Raw genomic sequence first — 20,074 nt, forward strand, 5'->3', positions numbered from 1 at the left:
TCGAGGCCCTGGGGGGAGCCCTTTTGCCCTTAGGGTTTATGCTGGCCCCTCGCCTCCGGCCCCTTCCCCCTAAGGCCCCAAGGGCCACCGCCCCCCGCCTTCAGCCTAAGCGGGCCCGGACCTCCACGGCCGAGGAGGCCATCCTCTCCGAGCGGTACGAGATCCTGGAGAAGGTGGGGGTGGGGGGAATGGCCACCGTGTACAAGGCTAAGGAGCGGAAGACGGGCCGGATCGTGGCCCTCAAGGTTCCCCAGGAGCGCTTTGTGGGCGACCCCAGGTTTGTGCGCCGCTTCCACCGGGAGGCGGAGGTCCTGGCCCGGATGGACCACCCGGGCATCGTCAAGGTCTATGACCATGGCCAGCTGGACGGCACCCATTACATCGCCATGGAGTTCCTGGATGGAATGGGGCTGGACCGGCTAATAGAGGAAAAAAAACTTTCCTTGAAGCAGGCGGCGGCCATTCTGGCCAAGGTGGCGGATGCCCTGCGGCACATCCATGCCCAGGGGATCGTGCACCGGGACATCAAGCCGGGGAACATCTTTGTGCTTAAAGGAGCCCTTCGTCCGGACGGGGTGGACCCAAGAGGGGTGCGGCTCATGGACTTCGGCATCGCGGCGGGAAAGGTCCTGACCCGGCTCACCATCACTGGGGCCCGGATCGGGACCCCCGTGTACATGAGCCCAGAGCAGGCCAAGGGGCAAAGGCTGGACCACCGCTCGGATATTTACAGCCTGGGGGTGGTCCTCTACGAGGCCCTCACCGGCCAGCCCCCGTTTTCGGGCAGCTACGAGGCGGTGATCCACCAACAGATCTTCCAGACCCCCACGCCGCCCAAGCAGCTTAACCCGGAGATCCCCGAGTCCCTTTCCAGCCTGGTCCTCCGCATGTTGGAAAAAGATCCGGCCAAGAGGCCTTCCCTGGAGGAGGTCATCAAAGGCCTCGAGGGGCCTTGGGAGGAAGAGGGGCTCAAGGACGCGTATGCCCTCCTTCTAGGGGTGGAGGCGAAAAAGGGGGCGGTGCGGCTTTTCAGCCTCGAGGGCGTGCCGGTACGGCTTTTTTCCGGAATCGGCTCCGCGCCCGGCCTCTTTCCCGTCCCCCCCTTGGCCGTGGCCGGGGATTCAGCCGGGGGCATCTGGGTCAGCGTGTTCGAGCACGGCTCCAAGCTCCTCCACCGCTTTTCCCCTGAGGGGGAGCTCCTCCTTTCCACGGGGCCCTATGGGCTGAGCCTGGGGGAGTTCCTCCTCCCGGTGGCTTTGGCGGCGTATGGGGAGACCCTCTTTGTGTTAGACGGGGAGACGGCCACCCTGACCCGGATGGACCTCCGGGGGGTTCCCCTGGCCCGGTTCGGTGGCCTCGGCCCGGGAAGGGGAACCTTCCAATCCCCCAAGGCCATCGCTGTTAATCGGGAATGCCTTTTTGTTTTAGACTATGGGAACCGGCAGGTTCAGCGGCTTTCCTGGGATGGGGCCTATCTCTCCCGATACGCTTTTAAGAAGAGCAAGGACTCGAGCGAGTTCCGGTTCATCCTCGGCCTTGGGGCGGATGAGGAAAGGCTTTACCTCTACGACGGGGAAGCGGAGCGGGTCCGGGTCCTTTCCTTTTCGGGGGAGCTTTTAGCCTCCTGGCCCCTGCCGGTCGGGGAAGGGGAGGATCGGATGAGCCTCTTGGATTTGGTCTACCTGGAAGGGGTGCTGTACGCCGCCCGCCGGGGCGGCCAGCGGATTTACCGTCTGAAGGAGGGGGAGCCTCTGCCCCCCATAGAGGTCTATGCCCCCATCCGCGCCCTTTCCCTTTGGAGGAACCCCGGGGGTGGCTAGATGCCCAGGCTTCTCCTGGTCGAAGACGACCCCGGGGTCCGGGAGGCTTTGGAACTGGGGCTTTCCCTTTTTGGCTATGAGGTGGTGGCGGTGGGCACGGCCCTCGAGGCCTTGGACAGACTCCCCGGGGTGGACCTGGTGGTCCTGGACGTCCTCCTGCCAGACCGGGACGGGTTCCAGCTTCTAAGGGAGATCCGGGCCCGCTCCGATCTGCCCGTTTTGATGCTCTCCGCCTTGGGGGAGGTGGAGTGGCGGGTGAAGGGCCTCCAGGAGGGAGCGGACGATTACCTGGCCAAGCCCTACAGCCTCCAGGAGCTCGCGGCCCGCCTGGAGGCCCTGTTCCGTCGCGCCCGGGGCCAGGCCTTGGCTTCCGAGCCCCAAGCCCTCCGGCTGGGGGAGCTCGTCCTTTACCCCAGGCGGATGGAGGCCTACCGGAAGGGCCGGAGGCTGGCCCTCTCCCCCAAGGCCTTCGCCCTTCTCCAGGCCTTTATGGAAAGGCCGGGGGAGGTGCTTTCCAAGGAGTACTTGATGCGCAAGGTCTGGGGGGAGGAGGTGGAGCCCAATACCCTGGAGGTTCATCTTTCCGCCCTGAGGCGGGAACTGGGGGAGCCCGCCCTCCTGGAGACGGTCCGGGGGTACGGGTACCGGCTTAGGAATGACGCTTAGGGCAAGGGTCCTTTTGGTTCTCTTCCTGGCCCTCATGGGGTTGGCCTTTACCCTAGGGGCCTTGAGCCTGGCCGAGGCGGGCCGGGCGGTGCGGGAGGATCTGGAAGGGGCGCTGTTCGCGCGGCTTTCGTTGCTGAGGGAGGAGGGGGTGAGCCTAGAGGAGCTTTTCCGCCTGGCCCAGAGCTTCGGGGGCGGGGTGGGGTTCATCGTCCGGGGCCAGGAGGTGACCTACACCGACCTGGCGCCCCACACCCTCCCTTCCGCCCTCCTTCAGGCCTTGGCCCAAGGGGAGGCCTATCGGGGCCTCGAGGGGGGGTGGCTCCTTGTGGCCTTGCCCACGGCCGAGGGGGGGTTCGGGCTTATGGTCAGCCTGGAGGGGGTGCGGAACCTGCCCGGCCGGCTTCTTCTCCTTTACCTCACCTATGGGGGAGGGCTGCTCTTCGGCTTTTACCTGGCCTCGGCCTTCCTCCTCCTTAAGGCCCTTGCCCCCCTCTACCGTCTGGAGAAGGAGGTGGCCCGCCGCTCCCCCTTGGACCTCTCCCCCTTGCCCGTGCCCTCTTTGCCCGAGCTCAGGCCCATTGTTTTGGCCTTAAACCGCCTCTTCGCCGAGCTCGAGGAGGCCTTGGGCCAGGCCCAGCGCTTTGCCTACCATGCTTCCCACGAGCTTCGCACCCCCTTGGCGGCCCTCAAGGGCTACCTGGAGGTCCTAAAAAGGGTCCAGGAGCCCCGTGCCCTTAAGGGCGCGGTGCAGGAGGCCCATCGGATGGAGATGATCCTCAATGGGCTTTTGCAATTGGCCCGTCTCGAGGGCCGCCCCTTAAGGCTGGAGCCGGTAGACCTAGGGGCCTTTTTTCGCGAGCAGGGCCAGGCGCCGCAGGGGGAAGGGGTGGTTTTGGCGGACCGGGAGGCGTTGGAGATGGCGGTGCAAAACCTATTGGAAAACGCCCGCCGACACGGGGCGGAGCCTGTTCGGGTGCGGCTTCTTGAGGAGGGTGGGGGGGTCTGGATCTGGGTGGAGGACCAGGGGCCGGGGTTTCCGGAAGGGCTTCTGGCCAGGGCTTTTGAACCCTTTGTCCACGGGGGAAAGGGGTTGGGCCTGGGGCTGGCCCTGGTGGCCCTGGTGGCCCGTCGGCACGGGGGTAGGGTCCGGGCGGAAAACCTCCCTTCTGGGGCCCGGGTGGGCCTCTGGCTTCCTTCAGCTTCCCTTAAGCTGCCCCCCGATGCGGGCTTCAGCTCAGAGGGCTAAGGTGGGGCCTGGAGGGATAAGGATGAGACGGCTTGGCACGGCTCTACTCCTTATCGGTGGCTTGGCGGTGGCTCAGACCCAGGTGCCCTACAAGGAGGTGGCGGTGGCCGCGGCGGCTTTAGCCCGGCTGCAGACGGTGGCCGCCCAGGCCCCCCAGGGGGAGGCCAAGATCCTGAGCTGGGCCCAGGAGGTCAAGGCTAAAGCGGAGAGGAGCTTTGAGGCGAAGGCCTCCTTCCAAGCGGCCCGGGAGGCCCAGGCGGCCCTTTTCCTCTACCAGGCGGCCAAGGGGCCTGAGGGGGGTTCGCGCCGGGGTTTAAAAGGGCGTGAAGCCCCTATGGCTCAGGCCTTCCATCCCCGTTTCCGGCCTGGGCGCGGTCTGGCCTGGGTGGACTGGGTCGACCGGGCGGAGAAGGAGCTCGCCTACTACCGGGTGGGGGATGCCCTGGTGCAGGCCCTGATCGAAGAGGCCAAGGCCCGTAAGGAGAAGGAACCCCTTCGGGCCCAGCTTCTCGCCCGGGCAGCTTTGGCCTTGATCAGCGCGGATCGCGGGTTCTGATGAGGATCTGGGCCGGCCTTTCCCTCCTCGGCCTGGCCTTTGCCCAGGCGGGGGAGGAGCCTGGCCTCGAGGCCGCGTTCGCCCGGTGCCAGGAGGTGGTGAGGCTGCTTAGGCCCCTGGGCCTGTACGAGGTCAGAGGGCGGGCGGTTCTGGTGCTGGGCCTTCCGGATCTGCCTTTGCTTCCTTTGGCTCTGGTCCGGGGGCGCCCCCTTCCTTTGGGCCATCCCGGGGAGGGGGTTTTTCCGGAAACCCCCCCCTCTTGGCTTGAGGAGCTGGCCCTGGCCCGCCTGGTGGTGAGGGAAAAGAGGGGGTACGCCTGTTTTCTGGTCCACCGGGGGGTGGTGGTGGGGGTCCTCCGTCTAGGGTTGGACCTGAAGCCCTGGCCCTTCGTCCCCAAGGGCCAGGTGCGCCGGCGGTTTGAAATGAACACCCCTCCCGAGGACCAGGAGGGGCGGAAAAGGCCAGGGTTTTAGCGCTTGGAGTACTGGGGTGCCCGGCGGGCCTTGTGCTTGCCGTACTTCTTCCGCTCCACCTCGCGGGCATCCCGGGTGAGGAAGCCGAGGGGCTTGAGCCTGGCCCTAAGGTCGGCGTTGTACTGGAGAAGAGCCCGGGCCACGCCCAGCTTGATGGCGTCAATCTGTCCGGTTTTTCCCCCGCCTTTGACGGTGATGTACGCGTCAAACCTGCCCAGGGCGTCCACCGCCCGGAGGGGCTCGAGGGCGGCCATGGCCCGTACCAGGCCCTGGAAGTACTCATGGAAGTCCTGGCCGTTCACGGTGACCTTACCGCTTCCGGGCCTTAGGAAGACCCGGGCCACGCTGGTCTTGCGGCGTCCCGTTCCGTAGTACTGCTCCATCACTTAACCTCCAGCTTGACCGGCTTCTGGGCCTGGTGGGGGTGGGCGGGGCCGGCGTAGACCTTAAGCCGCTTGAAGAGCCTCCGCCCCAGGGGGCCCTTGGGCAGCATCCCCTTCACCGCGTGCTCCAGAACCCTTTCCGGGTGGGTTTTGAGCATCGTCCCTGCGGGGATTTCCTTAAGCCCCCCCGGGTAGCCGCTGTAGCGGGTGTAGATCTTGTCCGTGAGCTTGTTGCCGGTGAGGCGGATCTTGTCCGCGTTCACCACCACCACGAAGTCCCCCATGGCCGTGTTGGGTGTCCAGTCGGGGCGGTGCTTCCCCCTGAGGAGGGTGGCGATCTGGGTGGCCAGCCGCCCCAGGGTCTTGCCCTCCGCATCTATGAGAACCCAGCGGGGCTCCTTCATCTCCTCCGGTTTCGGAAAGTACGTCCTCACGTGCAGCCCTCCTGTGCGTCCTTGCCCGGGGGATCGGGGGACCCCGGCAGAAGAACGCCTAGGAGTATACCACATCCCTTCCCTTCGTGGTAGGCTGAGGCTCCGTGGGCAGGTATCCGCGCAAGTACGTCTTCGTCACCGGGGGGGTGGTGTCTGGCCTGGGCAAGGGCATCCTCACCGCCTCTTTGGGAGCCATCCTCCGGGCCCGGGGGTACCGGGTCACGGCCGTGAAGATAGACCCCTACGTGAACGTGGACGCGGGGACGATGCGCCCCTATGAGCACGGGGAGGTCTTCGTCACCGCGGACGGGGCCGAGACGGATTTGGACATCGGACATTACGAGCGCTTTTTGGACGTGGACCTTTCTCGGGGCAACAACCTGACCACCGGCCAGGTCTACCTTTCCGTCATCCAGAAGGAGCGGCGGGGGGAGTACCTCTCCCAGACCGTCCAGGTCATCCCTCATATCACGGACGAGATCAAGGACCGCATCCGCCAGGTGGCCCAGGAGCAGGAGGCGGAGCTGGTGGTGGTGGAGGTAGGGGGGACGGTGGGGGACATCGAAAGCCTTCCCTTCCTCGAGGCCATTCGCCAGTTCCGCTTCGACGAGGGGGAGGAGAACACCCTTTACCTCCACCTCACCCTGGTGCCCTACCTCTCCACCAGCGAGGAGTTCAAGACCAAGCCCACCCAGCACTCCGTGGCCACCCTCAGGGGGGTGGGCATCCAGCCGGACATCGTCGTCCTCCGCTCGGAGAAGGAGGTGCCGGAGGAGGTGCGGAAAAAGGTGGCCCTTTTCACCAACGTCCGGCCTACCCACGTGTTTTCCAGCCCTAATGTGGAGCATCTCTATGAGATTCCCCTGCTCCTGGAGGGGCAAGGCCTTGGGAAGGTGGTGGAGAGGTCTTTGGGCTTGGAGCCGGTCTTCCCCAACCTCTCCTTCTGGCAGGATGCGGTGGCCATCCTGAAAAAACCCGAACGGACGGTGAGGATCGCCATCGCGGGGAAGTACGTGAGGATGCCGGATGCCTACCTCTCCCTCTTAGAGGCCTTAAAGCACGCGGGGATCAGAAACCGGGCCCGGGTGGAGGTGAGGTGGGTGGACGCGGAGGGCCTGGAAAACGGGGACCTGGACGAGGCCTTCCGGGATGTCCAGGGGATCCTGGTCCCTGGGGGGTTTGGCGTGCGGGGGATTGAGGGCAAGATCCGGGCGGCCCGATACGCCCGGGAAAGGGGGCTGCCGTATCTGGGGATCTGCCTGGGCCTTCAGGTGGCGGTGATCGAGTTTGCCCGGCATGTGGCGGGGCTTTCCAAGGCCAACTCCACGGAGTTTGACCCCTATACCCCCCATCCCGTGATCGATCTGATGCCCGAGCAGCTCGAGGTGGAGGGGCTAGGAGGTACGATGCGCCTGGGGGACTGGCCCATGCGCATCCGGGAGGGTACCCTCCTGCACCGTCTTTACGGAAAAGAGGAGGTGAAGGAGCGGCACCGTCACCGCTACGAGGTGAACCCCGCCTATGTGGAGACCTTGGAGCGGGCGGGCCTGGTGGTCTCCGGCGTGACCCCGGGGATGAAGGGCCGGGGAGAGGGGCTGGTGGAGGCGATCGAGCTCAAGGACCACCCCTTCTTTTTGGGCCTCCAGTCCCACCCCGAGTTCAAAAGCCGGCCCATGCGTCCCTCCCCGCCCTTCGTGGGCTTTATCGCTGCGGCCCTTAGCCGAGGCTGAGGGCGAACTGTTTGGCGCTCCTCCCGCTGTAGCCCCGGTTTTGGGCGAAGCGGAGGGCTTCCCTTTTTTCCTCCTCCTCGAGGGGCCTTCCCAGGTGGTGCTCCACGGCCTTCAGGTAAAGGGCCTGGTCAAAGGGGGGGAAGGTGAGGACGAGGCCAAACCGGTCGGCCAGGGCCAGGGTGTCCTGGAGGGCGTCCCAAAGTGTGGGGTCTGCGCCCGGCAGGGGGTTTTCCGGCAAGTGTTCCACCAGGTGGCGGCGGTTGGAGGTGGCCAGGAGGAGGGTGTTTTCCGGTGGTGCGATGAGGGAGCCTTCCAGGAGGGCCTTCAAGGCGTGGAAAAGGGTGTCTTTGGGATCCAGGGAAAGGTCGTCCAGGAAGAGGACAAACCGGCCAGGCAGGGGGGCCAGGGTTTCCAGAAGGGCTTCGAGGGCTTTCCCTTCCCTCAGCTCCACCTCGATGAGGCTCAGGCCCTCGAGGTGGAGAAGGCTCCGGGCCAGGGTGGACTTGCCCGTCCCCCGGGCCCCGTAAAGGAGGGTGTGCAGGGCAGGCTTTCCAGCCAGGAACCGCCGGATATTCCTCTCCAAGGCCGCCATCTGGGCCTCATACCCCACGAGCTCCTCCCGGGGGGGCAGGTTGGGGCGGAGGATCGGCCTGAGCTCCCCATCAAACCGAAAGGCCCGGTACAGGGCAAAGGGGTAGGGGCCAAAGCGCCGGTAGGCCTCCAAAAGGGCCTCCGCCCGGCTTTCCTCCACCGCCTTTAGGACCGCCTTTTCCGCCTCCGTAGCCGGCCGGTTGCCCAAAGGGCCCAAGGGATGGGTCTTGCGCTTTTCCTCAAGCCATTTTTGAAATCGGGGGAGCTCCCCCTGGACAAGCCCCAAGAGGCCTGGGGGGGTCTCGAGGGCCTTTTTCGCCCAGGGGGCCTTCAGGAGGGCCTGGACCAGGGCGTAGCCCCAGGGTTCCCCGTGGGGGAGGTCAAGGGAAAGGAGATCGAGAGGGGTGTTGGGAAGCGCGGGATCCATGCCCGAGGTTGTAGGCAAAGGCCCCGCCCGGAAGGGCGGGGAAGGTGGTGGGCCGCACAGGACTCGAACCTGTAACCCACCGATTAAGAGTCGGTTGCTCTACCGGTTGAGCTAGCGGCCCAAACGCCAAAAATGAGTCTAAGCGCTTTCTTCTCGATTGTCAAGCCTGGCAGCGCGGGCAGAAGTGGGTGCTCCGCCCTCCCAGCCTCACCCGCAGGATGGGCGCGCCGCACCGGGGACAGGGCTTTCCGGCGCGGCCGTAGACCTGGTGCTGGGTCTGGTAGGCTCCGGCCTCCCCGTCTGGCTGCCTATAGGTCCTGTCTTGTAGCGTGGAGCCTCCAAGCCGAATGGCCTCCTCCAATACTTCCCGGATAGCCCTAAAAAGCCTCTGGGCCTCTTCCTGGCTCAGAGTGTGGGCCGGCCGATCCGGGCGGAGGCCCGCTTGGAAGAGGACCTCGTCCGCGTAAATATTCCCAAGCCCGGCCACCACCTCCTGGGAAAGGAGAAGGGGTTTGAGAAGGGCCTTCCGCCTCAAATCTTTTAGAAATCTATCCAGAGTGAAGAGTTCAGAGAGGGGTTCGGGGCCCATGCGCTGGAGGAGGGGGATCTCCCGATAGTTCCCCTGCTCCACCACCCAGATTCTTCCGAATCGGCGGGGATCGGTGAAGTAGAGGGGGGTCTTCCCAAAGCGAAAGACCACCCGGGTGTGAGGGGGTTCCTCTTTTCGGGAAGCACCCTGGGGCCAAAGAAGGAACCCCCCAGTCATTCCCAGGTGTAGGACAAGTTCATGCCGCTCCAGTTGGAAAAGGAGGTACTTCCCCCGCCTGAAGAGGTCCAGGACCCTTTGGCCCTCCGCCGTGTCCGTTCCCCTGTACCGGCCGGGATCCCGGTGGGAGAGGAAAAGCCTTTGGCCCACCACCAGGGGGTAGAGTTTCCTGCGAGTGACCTCCACCTCGGGGAGCTCGGGCATTCAGTCCACCGGTACGGGCTCACCCTTCTCGTTCACGGCCACGTAGGTGAGCTGGCCATGCGTGGCCAAGACGCGTTCCTCCCCCCCGAAGCGCTCCTTGTAAACCTCCACCTCCACGGTCAAGGAGGTGCGCCCCACCCGGACCACCCTGGCCACCACCTCCAAAAGGTCCCCGCTTTTGATGGGCACTTTGAACTCTACGCTCCCCACCGCCACGGTCACCACGGGTTTTCGCGCCCGGCGGGCGGCGGCGTAGGAGCCCACCTTGTCCATGAGGCCAAGCACAAACCCCCCGAAGGCCGCCCCCAGGGGGTTGGTGTGTTCGGGAAAGACGAGCTCGAGGGTCCGTGCCTCCACGAGAAGCTACTCTACCAGCTTGTCCGTGAGGCGGGCCATCTCCAGGTCCTTGTCCGTCACGCCCCCTTGGGAGTGGGTCCACCACTCCACCGTAACCCGGCCCCACTCCACCACAAGCCGCGGGTGGTGGTTCTTTTCCTCCGCCAAAGCGCCCACCCGGTTCGCGAAGGCCAAGGCCTCCTGAAAGTTGGGGAAGCGAAAGGTCTTCCTCAGGCGAGGAGGGTTTTCCGCCCGTTCCCAGTCCATAGGTTTATGGTAAAGCAAAGCCCCCAGGCGGTTGGTGCCTAGGGGCAGGGTTCTGGTTGCGGGGGCGGGATTTGAACCCGCGACCTTCGGGTTATGAGCCCGACGAGCTACCAGGCTGCTCCACCCCGCGTCGCCACCCTCAACTATACCCGGGGGCAGGACGTGTGTCAAGGGGGACAAGCTCTTGACCCTTTGCCCTTTGGAACGTATAATTCTGAGAACGATGTGCATATCGTTGAGCTAAATCCCCCAAAGGAGACGCCGAAGATGTTTAGACAAGCCTACCCGGAGATTCCCCTAGGGAGCGATGCCTGCGGCATCATCGCCGTGATTGAGAAGGAGGGCAGGCCCACGCACAGAAACGTCCTCAGGACGCTGGAGAGCCTCTACCGGATGGCGCACCGGGCGGGGGTCATCAAAGGGGAAGGCGACGGGACGGGCATACAGACCGATATCCCCCGGGAGCTTTGGGCCAACTTCCTCGAGGAAAAACGGCTGGATCCCGCCTTGGCTTTCAACCCCCGGTTTTTCGTGGGGCATTTCTTCCTACCCAAAAGCGAGGCGGGCCGGATGGGGGAATTAATGGATCTATTACAGGAAGATGGGCGAAAGCTGGGTATCCACCTCCTCATGCACCGTCTCCCCGAGGTCAACAGCCTGGCCCTGGGCCCGGTGGGCCGCCGCACCGAGCCCCTTTTCCTCCAGCTGGCAGGGCTTTCCCCGGACGGGGATGCCCCCCTTTGGGAGCTGGGGCTTCGCCTCGAGGCCCGCTTCCCCGTCCACGTGGTCTCCCTTTCCACCGCCACCGTGGTCTACAAGGTCCGGGGCGCGGCGGAGGTCCTTAGACGGTACTACCCCGAGCTTTCCCACCCGCTTTTCAAATCCACCCTTACCCTCGGGCACAACCGCTATTCCACCAACACCCTCTCCACCTTTGAGCAGGTCCAGCCCTTTGGGCTTTTGGGCCACAACGGCGAGATCAACACCATTGAGCGCCTGAGGCGGGAGATGGACTTTTTGGGGATCCCCAGAACGGGGGGTTCGGACTCCCAGGACCTGAACCGGATGCTGGAGGGGCTCATCTACCGGTATGGCCTCTCCCTCCCCGAGGCGGTGGATCTGGTCTTCCCCCCGGTTTTGGGGGAGGTGAAGGCCTACCCGGAGGAGCTTCAGGACCTCTACCTGGCCCTGCGCCAGCGCCTTGGCCCCCTGGCCCAGGGCCCCGCCGCCCTGGTGAGCCGCCACCGGGAGGAGGCTGTCTTTGGGACCGATGCCATGGGGCTGAGGCCGCTCTGGTTCGTAGAGACCCCGGATGAGTATGTCTTCACCTCGGAACGGGGCGTCTTCAGCGCGGAAGAGTTCGCCGCCGAGCCCAAGCCCCTGGCCCCGGGGGAGAGGATGGGGGTGCGGCTTACCCCCGAAGGGGCCCGCCTTGTGCCCTTCCACCGCCACCAGCGCCTGGTGTACGAGCGGATCTCGGCCCGCACCCCGGTCGCCGGGTACCGCCGTCACCTTCAAGGCCCCCTTTGGGAGGCCCCGGCCCCTCTCGAGGGGGGGAGTGAGGCCTCTCCTTTAGGGGAGCGGCCGGGCGCCGAGGAGAGGCCTGCCCCGCCCTCCCTTGGCCTCGAGCGGGCCTTTGGGTTTGACCGGTGGGACCAGGCCTACCTCGAGGCCTTGGTCAAGACCGGGAACGAGCCCGTGGGCTCCTTGGGGTACGACGGCCCCCTGGCGGCCTTGAACCCGGAAAAGCCCAACCTCTCCGAGTTCTTTAAGGAGACGGTGGCCGTGGTCACCAACCCGGCCATCGACCGGGAGCGGGAGATCGAGCACTTCTCCACCCGGGTCATCCTCGGCAGAAGGCCCCTGCCGAACGGCCAGGGGGCGGGGCGGGTCGAGGAGCTCCTCGTCCCCATCGTTTTAGAGCGGGAGCCCGCCTTGGCACGGGCCATGGGCACCTTGACCCTTTCCGAGGTCCTGTCCCGGTTCAAAACCCGGGTTCTCGTCCCCCGCTTCAGCGTGGAGGAGGGGCTTCTTGCCGGGCTTAAGCGCCTGGAGGAGGAGGCCGTCCGCGCCGTGGAGGAAGGGGCGGAGGTCCTCATCCTCTCGGACCGGGAGGCCTTCGTGGGCGGGGTCTGGATCGATATCGCCCTGGCCCTGGCGGCGGTGGAGCGGACCCTCAGGAGGCGGGACGCGGAAGGGGTGGCCCTGAGGCGCAGGACCTCCGTCCTCGTGCACTCAGGGGGGGTGAGGAACCTTCACGACCTCGCCTTCCTCCTGGGCCTGGGGGCGGATGCCGTGGCCCCCTGGCTTATGGAGGAGAAGGCCTTGGCCCTGGAGGGGCGGACTGGGCTTGCCAACCTCCTGGAGGCCCTCAGGAAGGGCCTGGAGAAGGTTATCTCTACCATGGGCATCCACGAGCTCCGGGGCTACGGCAAGATCTTTTCTAGCCTGGGCCTGAAGCCGGAACTTGCGGAGTACTTTGGGACCCGAAACTTCTACGCCTCGGAAGAGGCGGGCTACGGCTTTTTTGAGCTGGAGCGGACCCTCCTCGAGCGGGAAGGGTTTTTCCGGGCGGAGAAGGTTCCCCCAGCCAAGGACTTCCGCTTTAACCCCAGGGTCTACAAGGCCGCCCAGGAGGTGAGCTCCGGCCAGGCCCCCTACAGCCACTTCCAGGAGAAGGTCCGGTCTTTGGAACGGGAAAGCCCCGTGGCGGCAAGGCAGCTTCTAGAGGTCCGCTTCCCGGAGAAAAGCCCCGTCTCCCCCGAGGAGGTGGACCTCTCCGTGGGGGGGCATTCGCTGCCCTTCGTCATCAGCGCCATGAGCTTTGGCTCCCAGGGGGAGGCGGCCTTCCGCGCCTACGCCGAGGCGGCCAAGCGGCTCAACATGCTGGCCATCAACGGGGAAGGCGGGGAGATCCCCGACATGCTGGGCAAATACACCCACTGGCGGGGCCAGCAGGTGGCCTCGGGCCGGTTTGGGGTTCACGCCTATATGCTCAACTCCGCCAGCGTCATCGAGATCAAGATCGGCCAGGGGGCCAAACCGGGGGAAGGGGGGCACCTGCCTGGAAAAAAGGTCTCGGCCAAGGTGGCCGCCGCCCGGAACGCGGTCCCCGGGGTGGACCTGATCAGCCCCTCCAACAACCACGACCTCTACTCCATCGAGGACCTGGCCCAGCTCATCGAGGAGCTCAAGACCGTGAACCCCAAGGCCAAGGTCTCGGTCAAGGTCCCCGTCATCCCTGGCATCGGGACGATCGCGGTGGGGATTGCCAAGGCGGGCGCGGATATCCTCACCCTCTCCGGGTTTGAGGGCGGGACAGGGGCGGCCAGGCTCCACGCCCTGAAGTACGCGGGGCTTCCCGTGGAGCTTGGGGTGCGCCGGGCCCACCGGGCCCTGGTGCGGGCGGGCCTGCGCGACCGGGTGGAGATCTGGGCCGACGGGGGGCTCAAGACCGCCTATGACGTGCTCCGCATGGTCCTTCTGGGCGCGGACCGGGTGGGCATGGCCACCATGGCCATGGTGGCCATCGGGTGCACCATCTGCCGGGGCTGCCAGCTGGACACCTGCCACGTGGGCATCACCACCCAGATCGAGACCCTGGAGCAGGCCCTGGCGCATGGCCTGAAGCGCTTTGTGCCCCAGGAGACCGATCGAGCGGTGGAGCAGCTCGTCCGCTTCTTTGAGGCCAAGGCCGAGGCCTTGAGGGAGCTGGTGGCCAACCTGGGGTACACCTCGCTCCGGGAGCTCCGGGGGCGAAGCGATCTCCTTTACCAGCGGGACCACCTCGAGGCTTTGGACCTCTCCTACTTCTTCCTTCCCGTGGAGCCGCCGGACTGGCTACAGGACGAGTCCGCTTATATCCTCCGCAAGCCCCTCAACCAGCTCACCCGCACCGTCACCGAGGTGGTCATGGGGGCTTACCAGGAAGGAGGGAGGCGGCTCCGCTTCCAGGAGGGGCCGGTCAGCTCCACCGACCGCGCCTTGGGCACCCACCTGGCAGGGGAGATGGCCCGCAGGCGCCTGTACGGCAAGGGGTTTGACGCGGAGGTCCGCCTCCACTTCGATGCGGGGAGCGTCGCGGGCAACGGCCTGGCCGCCTTCAACGTGGAGGGCCTCGAGGTCCTGGTGGAAGGGGGGGCGCAGGACGGGGTGGCCAAGGGGGCCTTTGGAGGACGGGTGGCCATCCTGAAGGGCCGGAACCCCTTCGGGGCCTATGTGGACGGTTCGGTGGGGAAGAGTTTCGCCTACGGGGCCATCGGGGGCCTCCTCATCGTGGAGGGGGTGGCGGACAGCCGGTTCTGCATCCGGCTTTCCGGGGCGGATGTCGTTTTGGGAGGTGAACCGGAAAGGCCCCTCCAGGACGAGCTTGGGAACCTGGCTGCCCGGGCGCAGGCCAAGGGATTTGCCTTTGAGTACATGACCCGGGGACGGGCCCTTGTTCTGGGAGACCCAGGTCCTTGGATTTGTTCCGGGATGACTGGAGGGCGGGTCTACCTCCGCCACTGGCCAGAGATGGGCCTTACGGAGGAAGCGATGAAGCGGCGGCTGGCCAAGGGGGCCAAGGTGGTGGTCCGGCCCCTGGATGCCCGGGGCCTCGCGGATGTGGAGGAGCTCCTTTCCGCCTATATCGCGGTCTTGAAGGAGGCCAAGCGGGAGGAGAAGGCGAGGCGGATGGAAAAACTCTTGGAGGATCCTGCGGCCCACTTCCGCATGGTGGAGCCCGTGAACCAGCAGGTGGACCAAGGGGTTAGCACGGAATAGTCCACTCATTCCGCGGACACCCCGGGGTGCTTGGAGGAGCCAAGGTGCTGCGCCGGTTCTGCTGAAGCCGGGAGATGGGGGTGGCTGCGGTTTTGGGGCGGGCGGTGCTTCGGGGGATCCCGTGAGGCTTCTTCTCCTGGACCTGGACGACACCCTCCTCCAGGACCTTCCGGTGAGCAGGCGGGTTCTGGAGGAGCTGGGGAGGGAACTGGGCCTTTTGGGGTTTTTCCGGGCGGTTAAGGAGGAGGCGGAGGCCCTTTTCAAAGAGAGCCCCATCTATTCCTGGGCTAAGCGCATCGGCCATAGCGCCCTCGAGGCCCTTTGGGCCCGCTACTCCACCTTCGGTTTGGAACGGGCGGCGGAGTGGGCCTGGCCCTTCCGGGAGGAGGTCTTCCGCCGGGCGCTCAGGCGGCTCGGAGGCCCCGAGGAAAAGGCCAGAGCCCTGGCCCAGGCCTTCTTTGAGGCCCGACGGGTCTTCCCCCTTTTCCCCGAGGTCCCCGAGTTTTTCAGGCGCACCGAGGGGGTTCCCCGCGCCCTTCTCACCAACGGCGTTCCCGACCTGCAAAGGGAGAAGCTCCAGGGGGCTGGGCTTTGGGAGGCCTTTGACCTCTTCCTGATCTCGGGGGAGGTGGGCCTGGGCAAGCCCGAGCCCGGGGTTTTCCGCATGGCCCTGGCCGCCTTCCAGGTGAGGCCCGAGGAGGCCTGGATGCTGGGGGACAATCCCGAAAAGGACATCCTGGGGGCAAACCGGGTAGGGATCCATGCGGTCTGGGTGGACCGGAAGGAACGCCCTCCTCATCCGGAGGCCCGGCCTGACCGGGTGGTCCTTTCCCTACTTGAGGCGCTTTAGCGCCTCCTTGATCAGGTCCTGGCTCCTAGCCTGGGGGAGCCTGGCGGCGAGCTCCAAAACGGTCGCCCGCACCGCGCTTTCCTTAAAGCCCAGGGAGAGAAGGGCCAAGATGGCCTCTTCCACCTGTTCGCTGTCTGGGGCCCTCTCGGCCAGGGGCGGGGCCTTGGTCCTAAGCTCCAGCACCATCCGCTCCGCGAGTTTCTTCCCCACCCCGGGCACGCTGGAGAGGAGCTTCACGTCCCCTTCCCGCAAAGCCTGGGCTAGAAGGCCTGGGGAAAGGTGGCTCAGGAGGCTCAGGGCCAGGCGTGGCCCCACACCGTTTACGGAGAGGAGGAGTTCAAAGAGGTTGAGCGCCTCTTCCTCCAGGAATCCGTACAGGAAGAGGCCCTCCTCCCGCACCTCGAGCCGGGTGAAAAGCTGCACCTCCCGCCCCTCCTCCAGGCTGAGAAGGGGGGTGGGGACCTGGACCTCGAGGCCTAAAGGCCCCACCTGGAGCCATAGGGCCTGGAGGCTCTTCTTAAGAACCCTTCCTTGGACTAAGCGGAGCATCAGCGGCCCGTGAACCGGGGGGGCCTCTTTTCTAAAAAGGCCCTAACCCCCTCCTCGTGGTCCAGGCTCCGCCCCGCCTCGCCCTGGAGGACCGCCTCCAAGGCCAAGGTTTGCTCGAGGGAAAGGCGGTGGCTTTCCAGAAGGGCCTTCTTGGAGAGGGCAAAAGCCCGGGTGGGGCCTTGGGCCAGGGTTTGGGCTAGGGCTAACGCTTCCTCCATGAGCTTTTCCGGGGCCACCACCTGGTGCACGAGGCCGAGCTCGAGGGCCTCTTTTGCGGAAAGCCGGGGGGAGAGCCAGATGAGCTCCAGGGCCTTGGCGTAGCCCACGAGCCGGGGGAGGAAGAAGGTCATCCCCGAGTCCGGGACCAGGCCGATGCGGCTAAAGGCCGTGGTGAGGCTCGCCTTTTCGCTCATCAGGCGGAAGTCGCAGGCCAGGGCTAGGCTCAGGCCCGCCCCGGCCGCCGCCCCCCCTATGGCGGCCAGCGTGGGCTTTTCCAGGTGGACCAAGGCCTCCACCACGCGGTTGTACTTCCTGAGGTGGCCTTCGTAATCGGGGGCTTTCCCCTCAAACTCCTTTAAGTCCTGTCCGGCGCTGAAGGCCCGGCCTTTCCCCGTAAGGACCAAGGCCCGAACGCCGGGGTCTTTTTGAGCTTCCTCGAGACCGTCGGCCAGGGCCAAGAGGAGGTCTGAGTTGAGGGCGTTCACCTCGGGACGGTCCAGGGCCAGAACGAGGACGCTTTCCAAGCGGGTCTTTTCCAGCATCTCGCCTCCCTGGCCCTTAGTCTACCAGGCGGCCGGCTTCACCCTTGTTATCCCCGCAAAGGGGTATTCTAAGAGGCGGTATGGACCCACTGGTCTTGGACGGCAACGCCGGCTACCTGGAGGCCCTGTACGAGGAGTATCTGAAAGACCCCTTCGCTTTGCCGGAGGAGTGGCGGGCCTACTTCTCCGCCCTTCACCTGGCCCAGCCCGGCGAGCCCCTCGAGGGGCTGCGACGAGAACGCCCGCCCCAGGGGGAGGCCCCGGGTTTGGATGCGGGGTTTTACCTGAAGGTGGCCCGCCTCCAGGAGGCCTACCGGGAGCGGGGCCACCTGGTGGCCCGGATTGACCCCTTGGGCCGCCCCCGCCCCTGGCCGAAGGACCTCACCCTGGAGCACCATGGCCTCCTTGAGGCGGATCTGGACCGGCCCCTTCCTCCTACCTTCGGTGCCCCCACCTTGAGGACGCTCCTCCTTCGCCTCCAGGCGGCTTACACGGGAAGCCTAGGGGTGGAGCTTGCTCATCTGGACGAGCCTGAGGAAAGGGAGTGGCTTATTGCCCGCCTGGAGGGGGAAAGGCCCGCCCTTTCCCCGGAGGTTCGGCAAAGGGTCTTGCGGAAGCTTCAGGAGGCCAGCCTCTTTGAGGAGTTTTTGCAGAAGAAGTATCTGGGCGCTAAGACCTTTTCCCTGGAGGGGCTGGAAGCGCTGGTTCCCCTCCTGGCCGAGACGTTGAACGAGGCGGCCCGGTGGGGGGTAAAGGAGGTGGTCCTGGGCATGGCCCACCGGGGCCGGCTCAACGTCTTGGCCAACGTGGTGGGCAAGCCCTTCGACCACATCTTCCGAGAGTTTGAGGAGATCATCCCCGAGGGCTACAGCGGGGACGTCAAGTACCACCTGGGGTACTCCAGTGACCGAAAGACCCCCCACGGGACGGTCCACGTCTCCTTGACCTTTAACCCAAGCCACCTCGAGTTCGTGAACCCCGTGGTCCTGGGCCGGCTCAGGGCCAAACAGGACCGGTTCGGTCAGCGAGGGATGGCGGTTTTGGTCCATGGGGACTCGGCCTTTGCGGGGGAGGGGATCGTCCAGGAAACCCTGAACCTCTCCCGCCTCGAGGGGTACACGGTGGGGGGGACGCTCCACGTGGTGGCGAACAACCAGCTGGGCTTCACCACCACCCCCTCGGAGTACGCCTCCACCCGGTACCCCACGGACGTGGCCAAAATGCTCTCCATCCCCATCTTCCACGTGAACGCGGAGGACCTGGACGCGGTGCTCTTTGCCCTATCCCTGGCCTTGGAGTACCGCTTCCGCTTTCATAAGGATGTGGTCATCGACCTGGTGGGCTACCGCCGCCGGGGGCACAACGAGACGGACGAGCCCACCTTCACCCAGCCCGAAATGTACGCCCTCATTGCCAAGAAGCCCCAGCCCTGGAAGGTGTACGCGGAGAGGCTCCTTCAGGAGGGGGTCGTTTCCCTGGAGGAGGTTCAGGCCTGGGAGAAGGCCTATCTGGAGCTTCTGGAAAGCCGCTTTGCCCGGGTCAAAGCCGAGCCGGGCCCGGTGCGGATAGACACGTTGGGGGGGCTCTGGCAGGGGTACGTGGGCGGGGAGGACCGGGCGGTGCCCGAAGTGGGGACAGGGGTGCCCCTGGAGGCCCTAAAGGGCCTTCTTCGGGGCCTGGCCCGGGTCCCCGAGGGGTTCAGCGTCCACCCCAAGCTGAAGCGGTTTTTAGAGGCCCGTCTGGAGATGGCCGAGGAGAAGCGGCCCGTGGATTGGAGCACCGCGGAGGCCTTGGCCATGGGCAGCCTGGCGGTGGAGGGCCACCCGGTGCGGATGACCGGACAGGACACCCTCCGGGGGACCTTTACCCAGCGGCATGCGGCCCTGTTCGACGCGGAAACCGGCGCGCGGTACATCCCGCTTCAGCATCTGGCCGAAGGGCAGGCCCGGGTGGAGATCTACAACTCCCCTCTCTCCGAGGCGGGGGTTTTGGGGTTTGAGTACGGCTACAGCCTGGACACCCCAGAGGGCCTGGTGGTCTGGGAGGCCCAGTTTGGGGACTTCGTGAACGTGGCCCAGGTCTACATAGACCAGTTCCTGGCCAGCGCGGAGGCCAAGTGGGCGCGGCTTTCGGGTTTGGTCCTCCTCCTTCCCCACGGCCTCGAGGGCCAGGGGCCCGAGCACTCCTCCGCCCGGCTGGAGCGGTTTTTGCAGCTTGCGGCCAGGGACAACCTCCAGGTGGCCTACCCCACAACCCCCGCCCAGCTCTTCCACCTGTTGCGCCGTCAGGTCAAGCGGCCCATCCGTAAGCCCCTTATTGTGATGACGCCGAAGAGCCTCCTCCGCCACCCCGAGGTGGGAAGCCCTCTTGTCGAGCTCGCCGAGGGCCGGTTCCAGAAGGTGATCCCCGAGCGGGCGGACAGGCCCCGTAAGGTCCTTTTGACCTCGGGGAAGGTCTACTATGACCTCCTCGCCAAGAGGCGGGAACTGAAGGCGGAGGATGTGGCCATCGTGCGCCTCGAGCTCCTCTACCCCTTCCCGGAGGACGAGTTGAAGGCGGCCCTCAGCCCCTTCCCCAAGAAGACCCCTGTGGTTTTCGTCCAGGAGGAGCCGGAAAACCAAGGGGCCTTGAGGTACCTTCAGGCCCGCTTCTGCGGGAGCCTCTACGGCCACCCCCTGTCTTTTGTGGCCCGGCCTGAGTCCCCCACCCCGGCGGTGGGCTCGTCTAAGCTGCATAAGCTGGAGCAGGAGGCCCTTCTGGAGCGGGCCTTCCAGTAAGGAGGAAGGATGGAAGAACTCAAGGTGCCCTCCGTGGGCGAGTCCATTGTGGAAGTGGAGATCGGCGCTTGGCTGAAACAGGAGGGGGAGGCGTTTGCCCAGGACGAGCCCTTGGTGGAGCTCATTACCGACAAGGCCACCCTCGAGCTGCCCGCACCCTTTGCAGGGGTCCTGACCAGGATCCTAAAAAAGACCGGGGAGACGGCCCAAGTGGGCGAGGCCATCGCCCTTTTGGAGGCTCAGCCGGGCGCTGCTAAGGCCCAGCCTCCTGCTGAGCCCGCCTCCATAGCGGAGGCAGAGCCCCTGGCCATGCCCGCCGCAAAGCGGCTCATGCAGGAGAAAGGGGTATCGCCCGCGGAGGTGGCGGGCACCGGCCTAGGAGGCCGGATTCTCAAGGAGGACGTGGAGCGCCACTTGGAGACGAGGCCCATGCCTCAAGAACCCCCCCGGCCCGCCCCCTTGCCCCCTGAGCCA

General features: G+C 65.8%; 18 protein-coding genes and 2 tRNA genes. 10 read left to right on the forward strand and 10 right to left on the reverse strand.

Annotation, left to right across the window (positions count from 1 at the left end; genetic code table 11):
- From C4301_RS05715 to C4301_RS05735, 5 genes are all read left to right on the forward strand, one after another.
- The coding region (locus C4301_RS05715) for a serine/threonine-protein kinase (RefSeq protein ID WP_352414144.1) at nt 1–1,820 on the forward strand (1,820 nt) is incomplete at its 5' end.
- A complete protein-coding gene (locus tag C4301_RS05720; protein ID WP_352414145.1) occupies nt 1,821–2,486 on the forward strand; it encodes a response regulator transcription factor in 666 nt (221 codons plus the stop codon).
- Nucleotides 2,476–3,732, forward strand: a complete 1,257-nt coding sequence (locus C4301_RS05725) for a sensor histidine kinase (protein WP_352414146.1) — start codon at nt 2,476–2,478, stop codon at nt 3,730–3,732. Before C4301_RS05720 ends, C4301_RS05725 begins: the two co-directional genes overlap by 11 nt.
- Nucleotides 3,733–3,754: 22 nt before the next feature.
- Nucleotides 3,755–4,288: a hypothetical protein gene (locus C4301_RS05730; protein WP_352414147.1), complete on the forward strand. Its 534-nt coding sequence runs from the start codon at nt 3,755–3,757 to the stop codon at nt 4,286–4,288.
- The gene (locus tag C4301_RS05735; protein WP_352414148.1) at nt 4,288–4,761 is read left to right on the forward strand and encodes a hypothetical protein; all 474 of its coding nucleotides are present in this window, start codon (nt 4,288–4,290) and stop codon (nt 4,759–4,761) included. The genes C4301_RS05730 and C4301_RS05735 overlap by 1 nt, the downstream gene beginning before the upstream one ends.
- Here the strand turns inward: C4301_RS05735 and rpsI are convergent.
- Together rpsI and rplM are read right to left on the reverse strand one after the other, a co-directional pair.
- Nucleotides 4,758–5,144, reverse strand: coding sequence for a 30S ribosomal protein S9 (gene rpsI, locus C4301_RS05740; RefSeq protein WP_352414149.1), 387 nt, complete (start codon nt 5,142–5,144; stop codon nt 4,758–4,760). The genes C4301_RS05735 and rpsI overlap by 4 nt on opposite strands.
- Nucleotides 5,144–5,578 carry a 50S ribosomal protein L13 gene (rplM, locus tag C4301_RS05745; RefSeq protein ID WP_352414150.1) on the reverse strand — a complete coding sequence of 145 codons (435 nt, stop codon included), beginning with the start codon at nt 5,576–5,578 and terminating at the stop codon, nt 5,144–5,146. The genes rpsI and rplM overlap by 1 nt, the downstream gene beginning before the upstream one ends.
- A 104-nt stretch (nt 5,579–5,682) precedes the next feature.
- Between rplM and pyrG the strand changes: the two genes are divergently transcribed.
- On the forward strand, nt 5,683–7,308 hold the full coding sequence (gene pyrG, locus C4301_RS05750; protein ID WP_352414151.1) for a CTP synthase: 1,626 nt from the start codon (nt 5,683–5,685) through the stop codon (nt 7,306–7,308).
- Here pyrG and C4301_RS05755 read toward each other — a convergent pair.
- The 6 genes from C4301_RS05755 to C4301_RS05780 all read right to left on the reverse strand — a co-directional run bounded on the left by C4301_RS05755 (nt 7,295) and on the right by C4301_RS05780 (nt 10,029).
- Entirely contained in the window at nt 7,295–8,326 is a 1,032-nt protein-coding gene (locus C4301_RS05755; RefSeq protein WP_352414152.1) for a DUF815 domain-containing protein, read from the reverse strand. The two genes, pyrG and C4301_RS05755, sit on opposite strands and share 14 nt — an antisense overlap.
- A gap of 45 nt (nt 8,327–8,371) precedes the next feature.
- Nucleotides 8,372–8,447: transfer RNA gene (locus C4301_RS05760), tRNA-Lys, on the reverse strand.
- Nucleotides 8,448–8,486: 39 nt separating this feature from the next.
- A complete protein-coding gene (gene mutM, locus C4301_RS05765; protein ID WP_352414153.1) occupies nt 8,487–9,296 on the reverse strand; it encodes a bifunctional DNA-formamidopyrimidine glycosylase/DNA-(apurinic or apyrimidinic site) lyase in 810 nt (269 codons plus the stop codon).
- Complete coding sequence (locus C4301_RS05770; protein WP_352414154.1) at nt 9,297–9,653, reverse strand: acyl-CoA thioesterase; 357 nt, start codon at nt 9,651–9,653, stop codon at nt 9,297–9,299.
- A gap of 6 nt (nt 9,654–9,659) precedes the next feature.
- Nucleotides 9,660–9,917 (reverse strand): 4a-hydroxytetrahydrobiopterin dehydratase, encoded by a 258-nt coding sequence (locus C4301_RS05775; protein ID WP_352414155.1) that lies wholly within the window; start codon nt 9,915–9,917, stop codon nt 9,660–9,662.
- A 35-nt stretch (nt 9,918–9,952) separates the two neighbouring features.
- A tRNA-Met gene (locus tag C4301_RS05780) sits at nt 9,953–10,029 on the reverse strand.
- A gap of 137 nt (nt 10,030–10,166) precedes the next feature.
- Here C4301_RS05780 and C4301_RS05785 point away from each other — a divergent pair.
- The gene (locus C4301_RS05785) at nt 10,167–14,663 is read left to right on the forward strand and encodes a glutamate synthase-related protein (RefSeq protein ID WP_352414156.1); all 4,497 of its coding nucleotides are present in this window, start codon (nt 10,167–10,169) and stop codon (nt 14,661–14,663) included.
- 121 nt (nt 14,664–14,784) lie between these two features.
- Complete coding sequence (locus tag C4301_RS05790; protein WP_352414157.1) at nt 14,785–15,513, forward strand: HAD family hydrolase; 729 nt, start codon at nt 14,785–14,787, stop codon at nt 15,511–15,513.
- Here C4301_RS05790 and ruvA read toward each other — a convergent pair.
- The gene (ruvA, locus tag C4301_RS05795) at nt 15,496–16,062 is read right to left on the reverse strand and encodes a Holliday junction branch migration protein RuvA (protein WP_352414158.1); all 567 of its coding nucleotides are present in this window, start codon (nt 16,060–16,062) and stop codon (nt 15,496–15,498) included. The genes C4301_RS05790 and ruvA overlap by 18 nt on opposite strands.
- Nucleotides 16,062–16,823, reverse strand: a complete 762-nt coding sequence (locus C4301_RS05800; RefSeq protein ID WP_352414159.1) for an enoyl-CoA hydratase-related protein — start codon at nt 16,821–16,823, stop codon at nt 16,062–16,064. Before C4301_RS05800 ends, ruvA begins: the two co-directional genes overlap by 1 nt.
- 80 nt (nt 16,824–16,903) lie before the next feature.
- On the opposite strand from C4301_RS05800, the gene C4301_RS05805 reads away from it, so the two are divergent.
- Nucleotides 16,904–19,600, forward strand: coding sequence for a 2-oxoglutarate dehydrogenase E1 component (locus C4301_RS05805; RefSeq protein WP_352414160.1), 2,697 nt, complete (start codon nt 16,904–16,906; stop codon nt 19,598–19,600).
- A 9-nt stretch (nt 19,601–19,609) separates the two neighbouring features.
- Nucleotides 19,610–20,074 (forward strand): biotin/lipoyl-containing protein (locus C4301_RS05810; protein ID WP_352414161.1); only part of this gene is annotated, 465 nt, incomplete at its 3' end.

The organism is Thermus sp. (assembly GCF_040290245.1).
In the GTDB taxonomy this organism is placed as follows: Bacteria; Deinococcota; Deinococci; order Deinococcales; family Thermaceae; genus Thermus_A.

Bases quoted from the DNA above. Each gene is read 5' to 3' on its own strand.
- C4301_RS05720 (WP_352414145.1), top strand. From the start codon at position 1,821: ATGCCCAGGCTTCTCCTGGTCGAAGACGACCCCGGGGTCCGGGAGGCT.
- C4301_RS05725 (WP_352414146.1), top strand. From the start codon at position 2,476: ATGACGCTTAGGGCAAGGGTCCTTTTGGTTCTCTTCCTGGCCCTCATG.
- C4301_RS05730 (WP_352414147.1), top strand. From the start codon at position 3,755: ATGAGACGGCTTGGCACGGCTCTACTCCTTATCGGTGGCTTGGCGGTG.
- C4301_RS05735 (WP_352414148.1), top strand. From the start codon at position 4,288: ATGAGGATCTGGGCCGGCCTTTCCCTCCTCGGCCTGGCCTTTGCCCAG.
- rpsI (WP_352414149.1), bottom strand. From the start codon at position 5,144: ATGGAGCAGTACTACGGAACGGGACGCCGCAAGACCAGCGTGGCCCGG.
- C4301_RS05755 (WP_352414152.1), bottom strand. From the start codon at position 8,326: ATGGATCCCGCGCTTCCCAACACCCCTCTCGATCTCCTTTCCCTTGAC.
- mutM (WP_352414153.1), bottom strand. From the start codon at position 9,296: ATGCCCGAGCTCCCCGAGGTGGAGGTCACTCGCAGGAAACTCTACCCC.
- C4301_RS05785 (WP_352414156.1), top strand. From the start codon at position 10,167: ATGTTTAGACAAGCCTACCCGGAGATTCCCCTAGGGAGCGATGCCTGC.
- ruvA (WP_352414158.1), bottom strand. From the start codon at position 16,062: ATGCTCCGCTTAGTCCAAGGAAGGGTTCTTAAGAAGAGCCTCCAGGCC.
- C4301_RS05800 (WP_352414159.1), bottom strand. From the start codon at position 16,823: ATGCTGGAAAAGACCCGCTTGGAAAGCGTCCTCGTTCTGGCCCTGGAC.
- C4301_RS05805 (WP_352414160.1), top strand. From the start codon at position 16,904: ATGGACCCACTGGTCTTGGACGGCAACGCCGGCTACCTGGAGGCCCTG.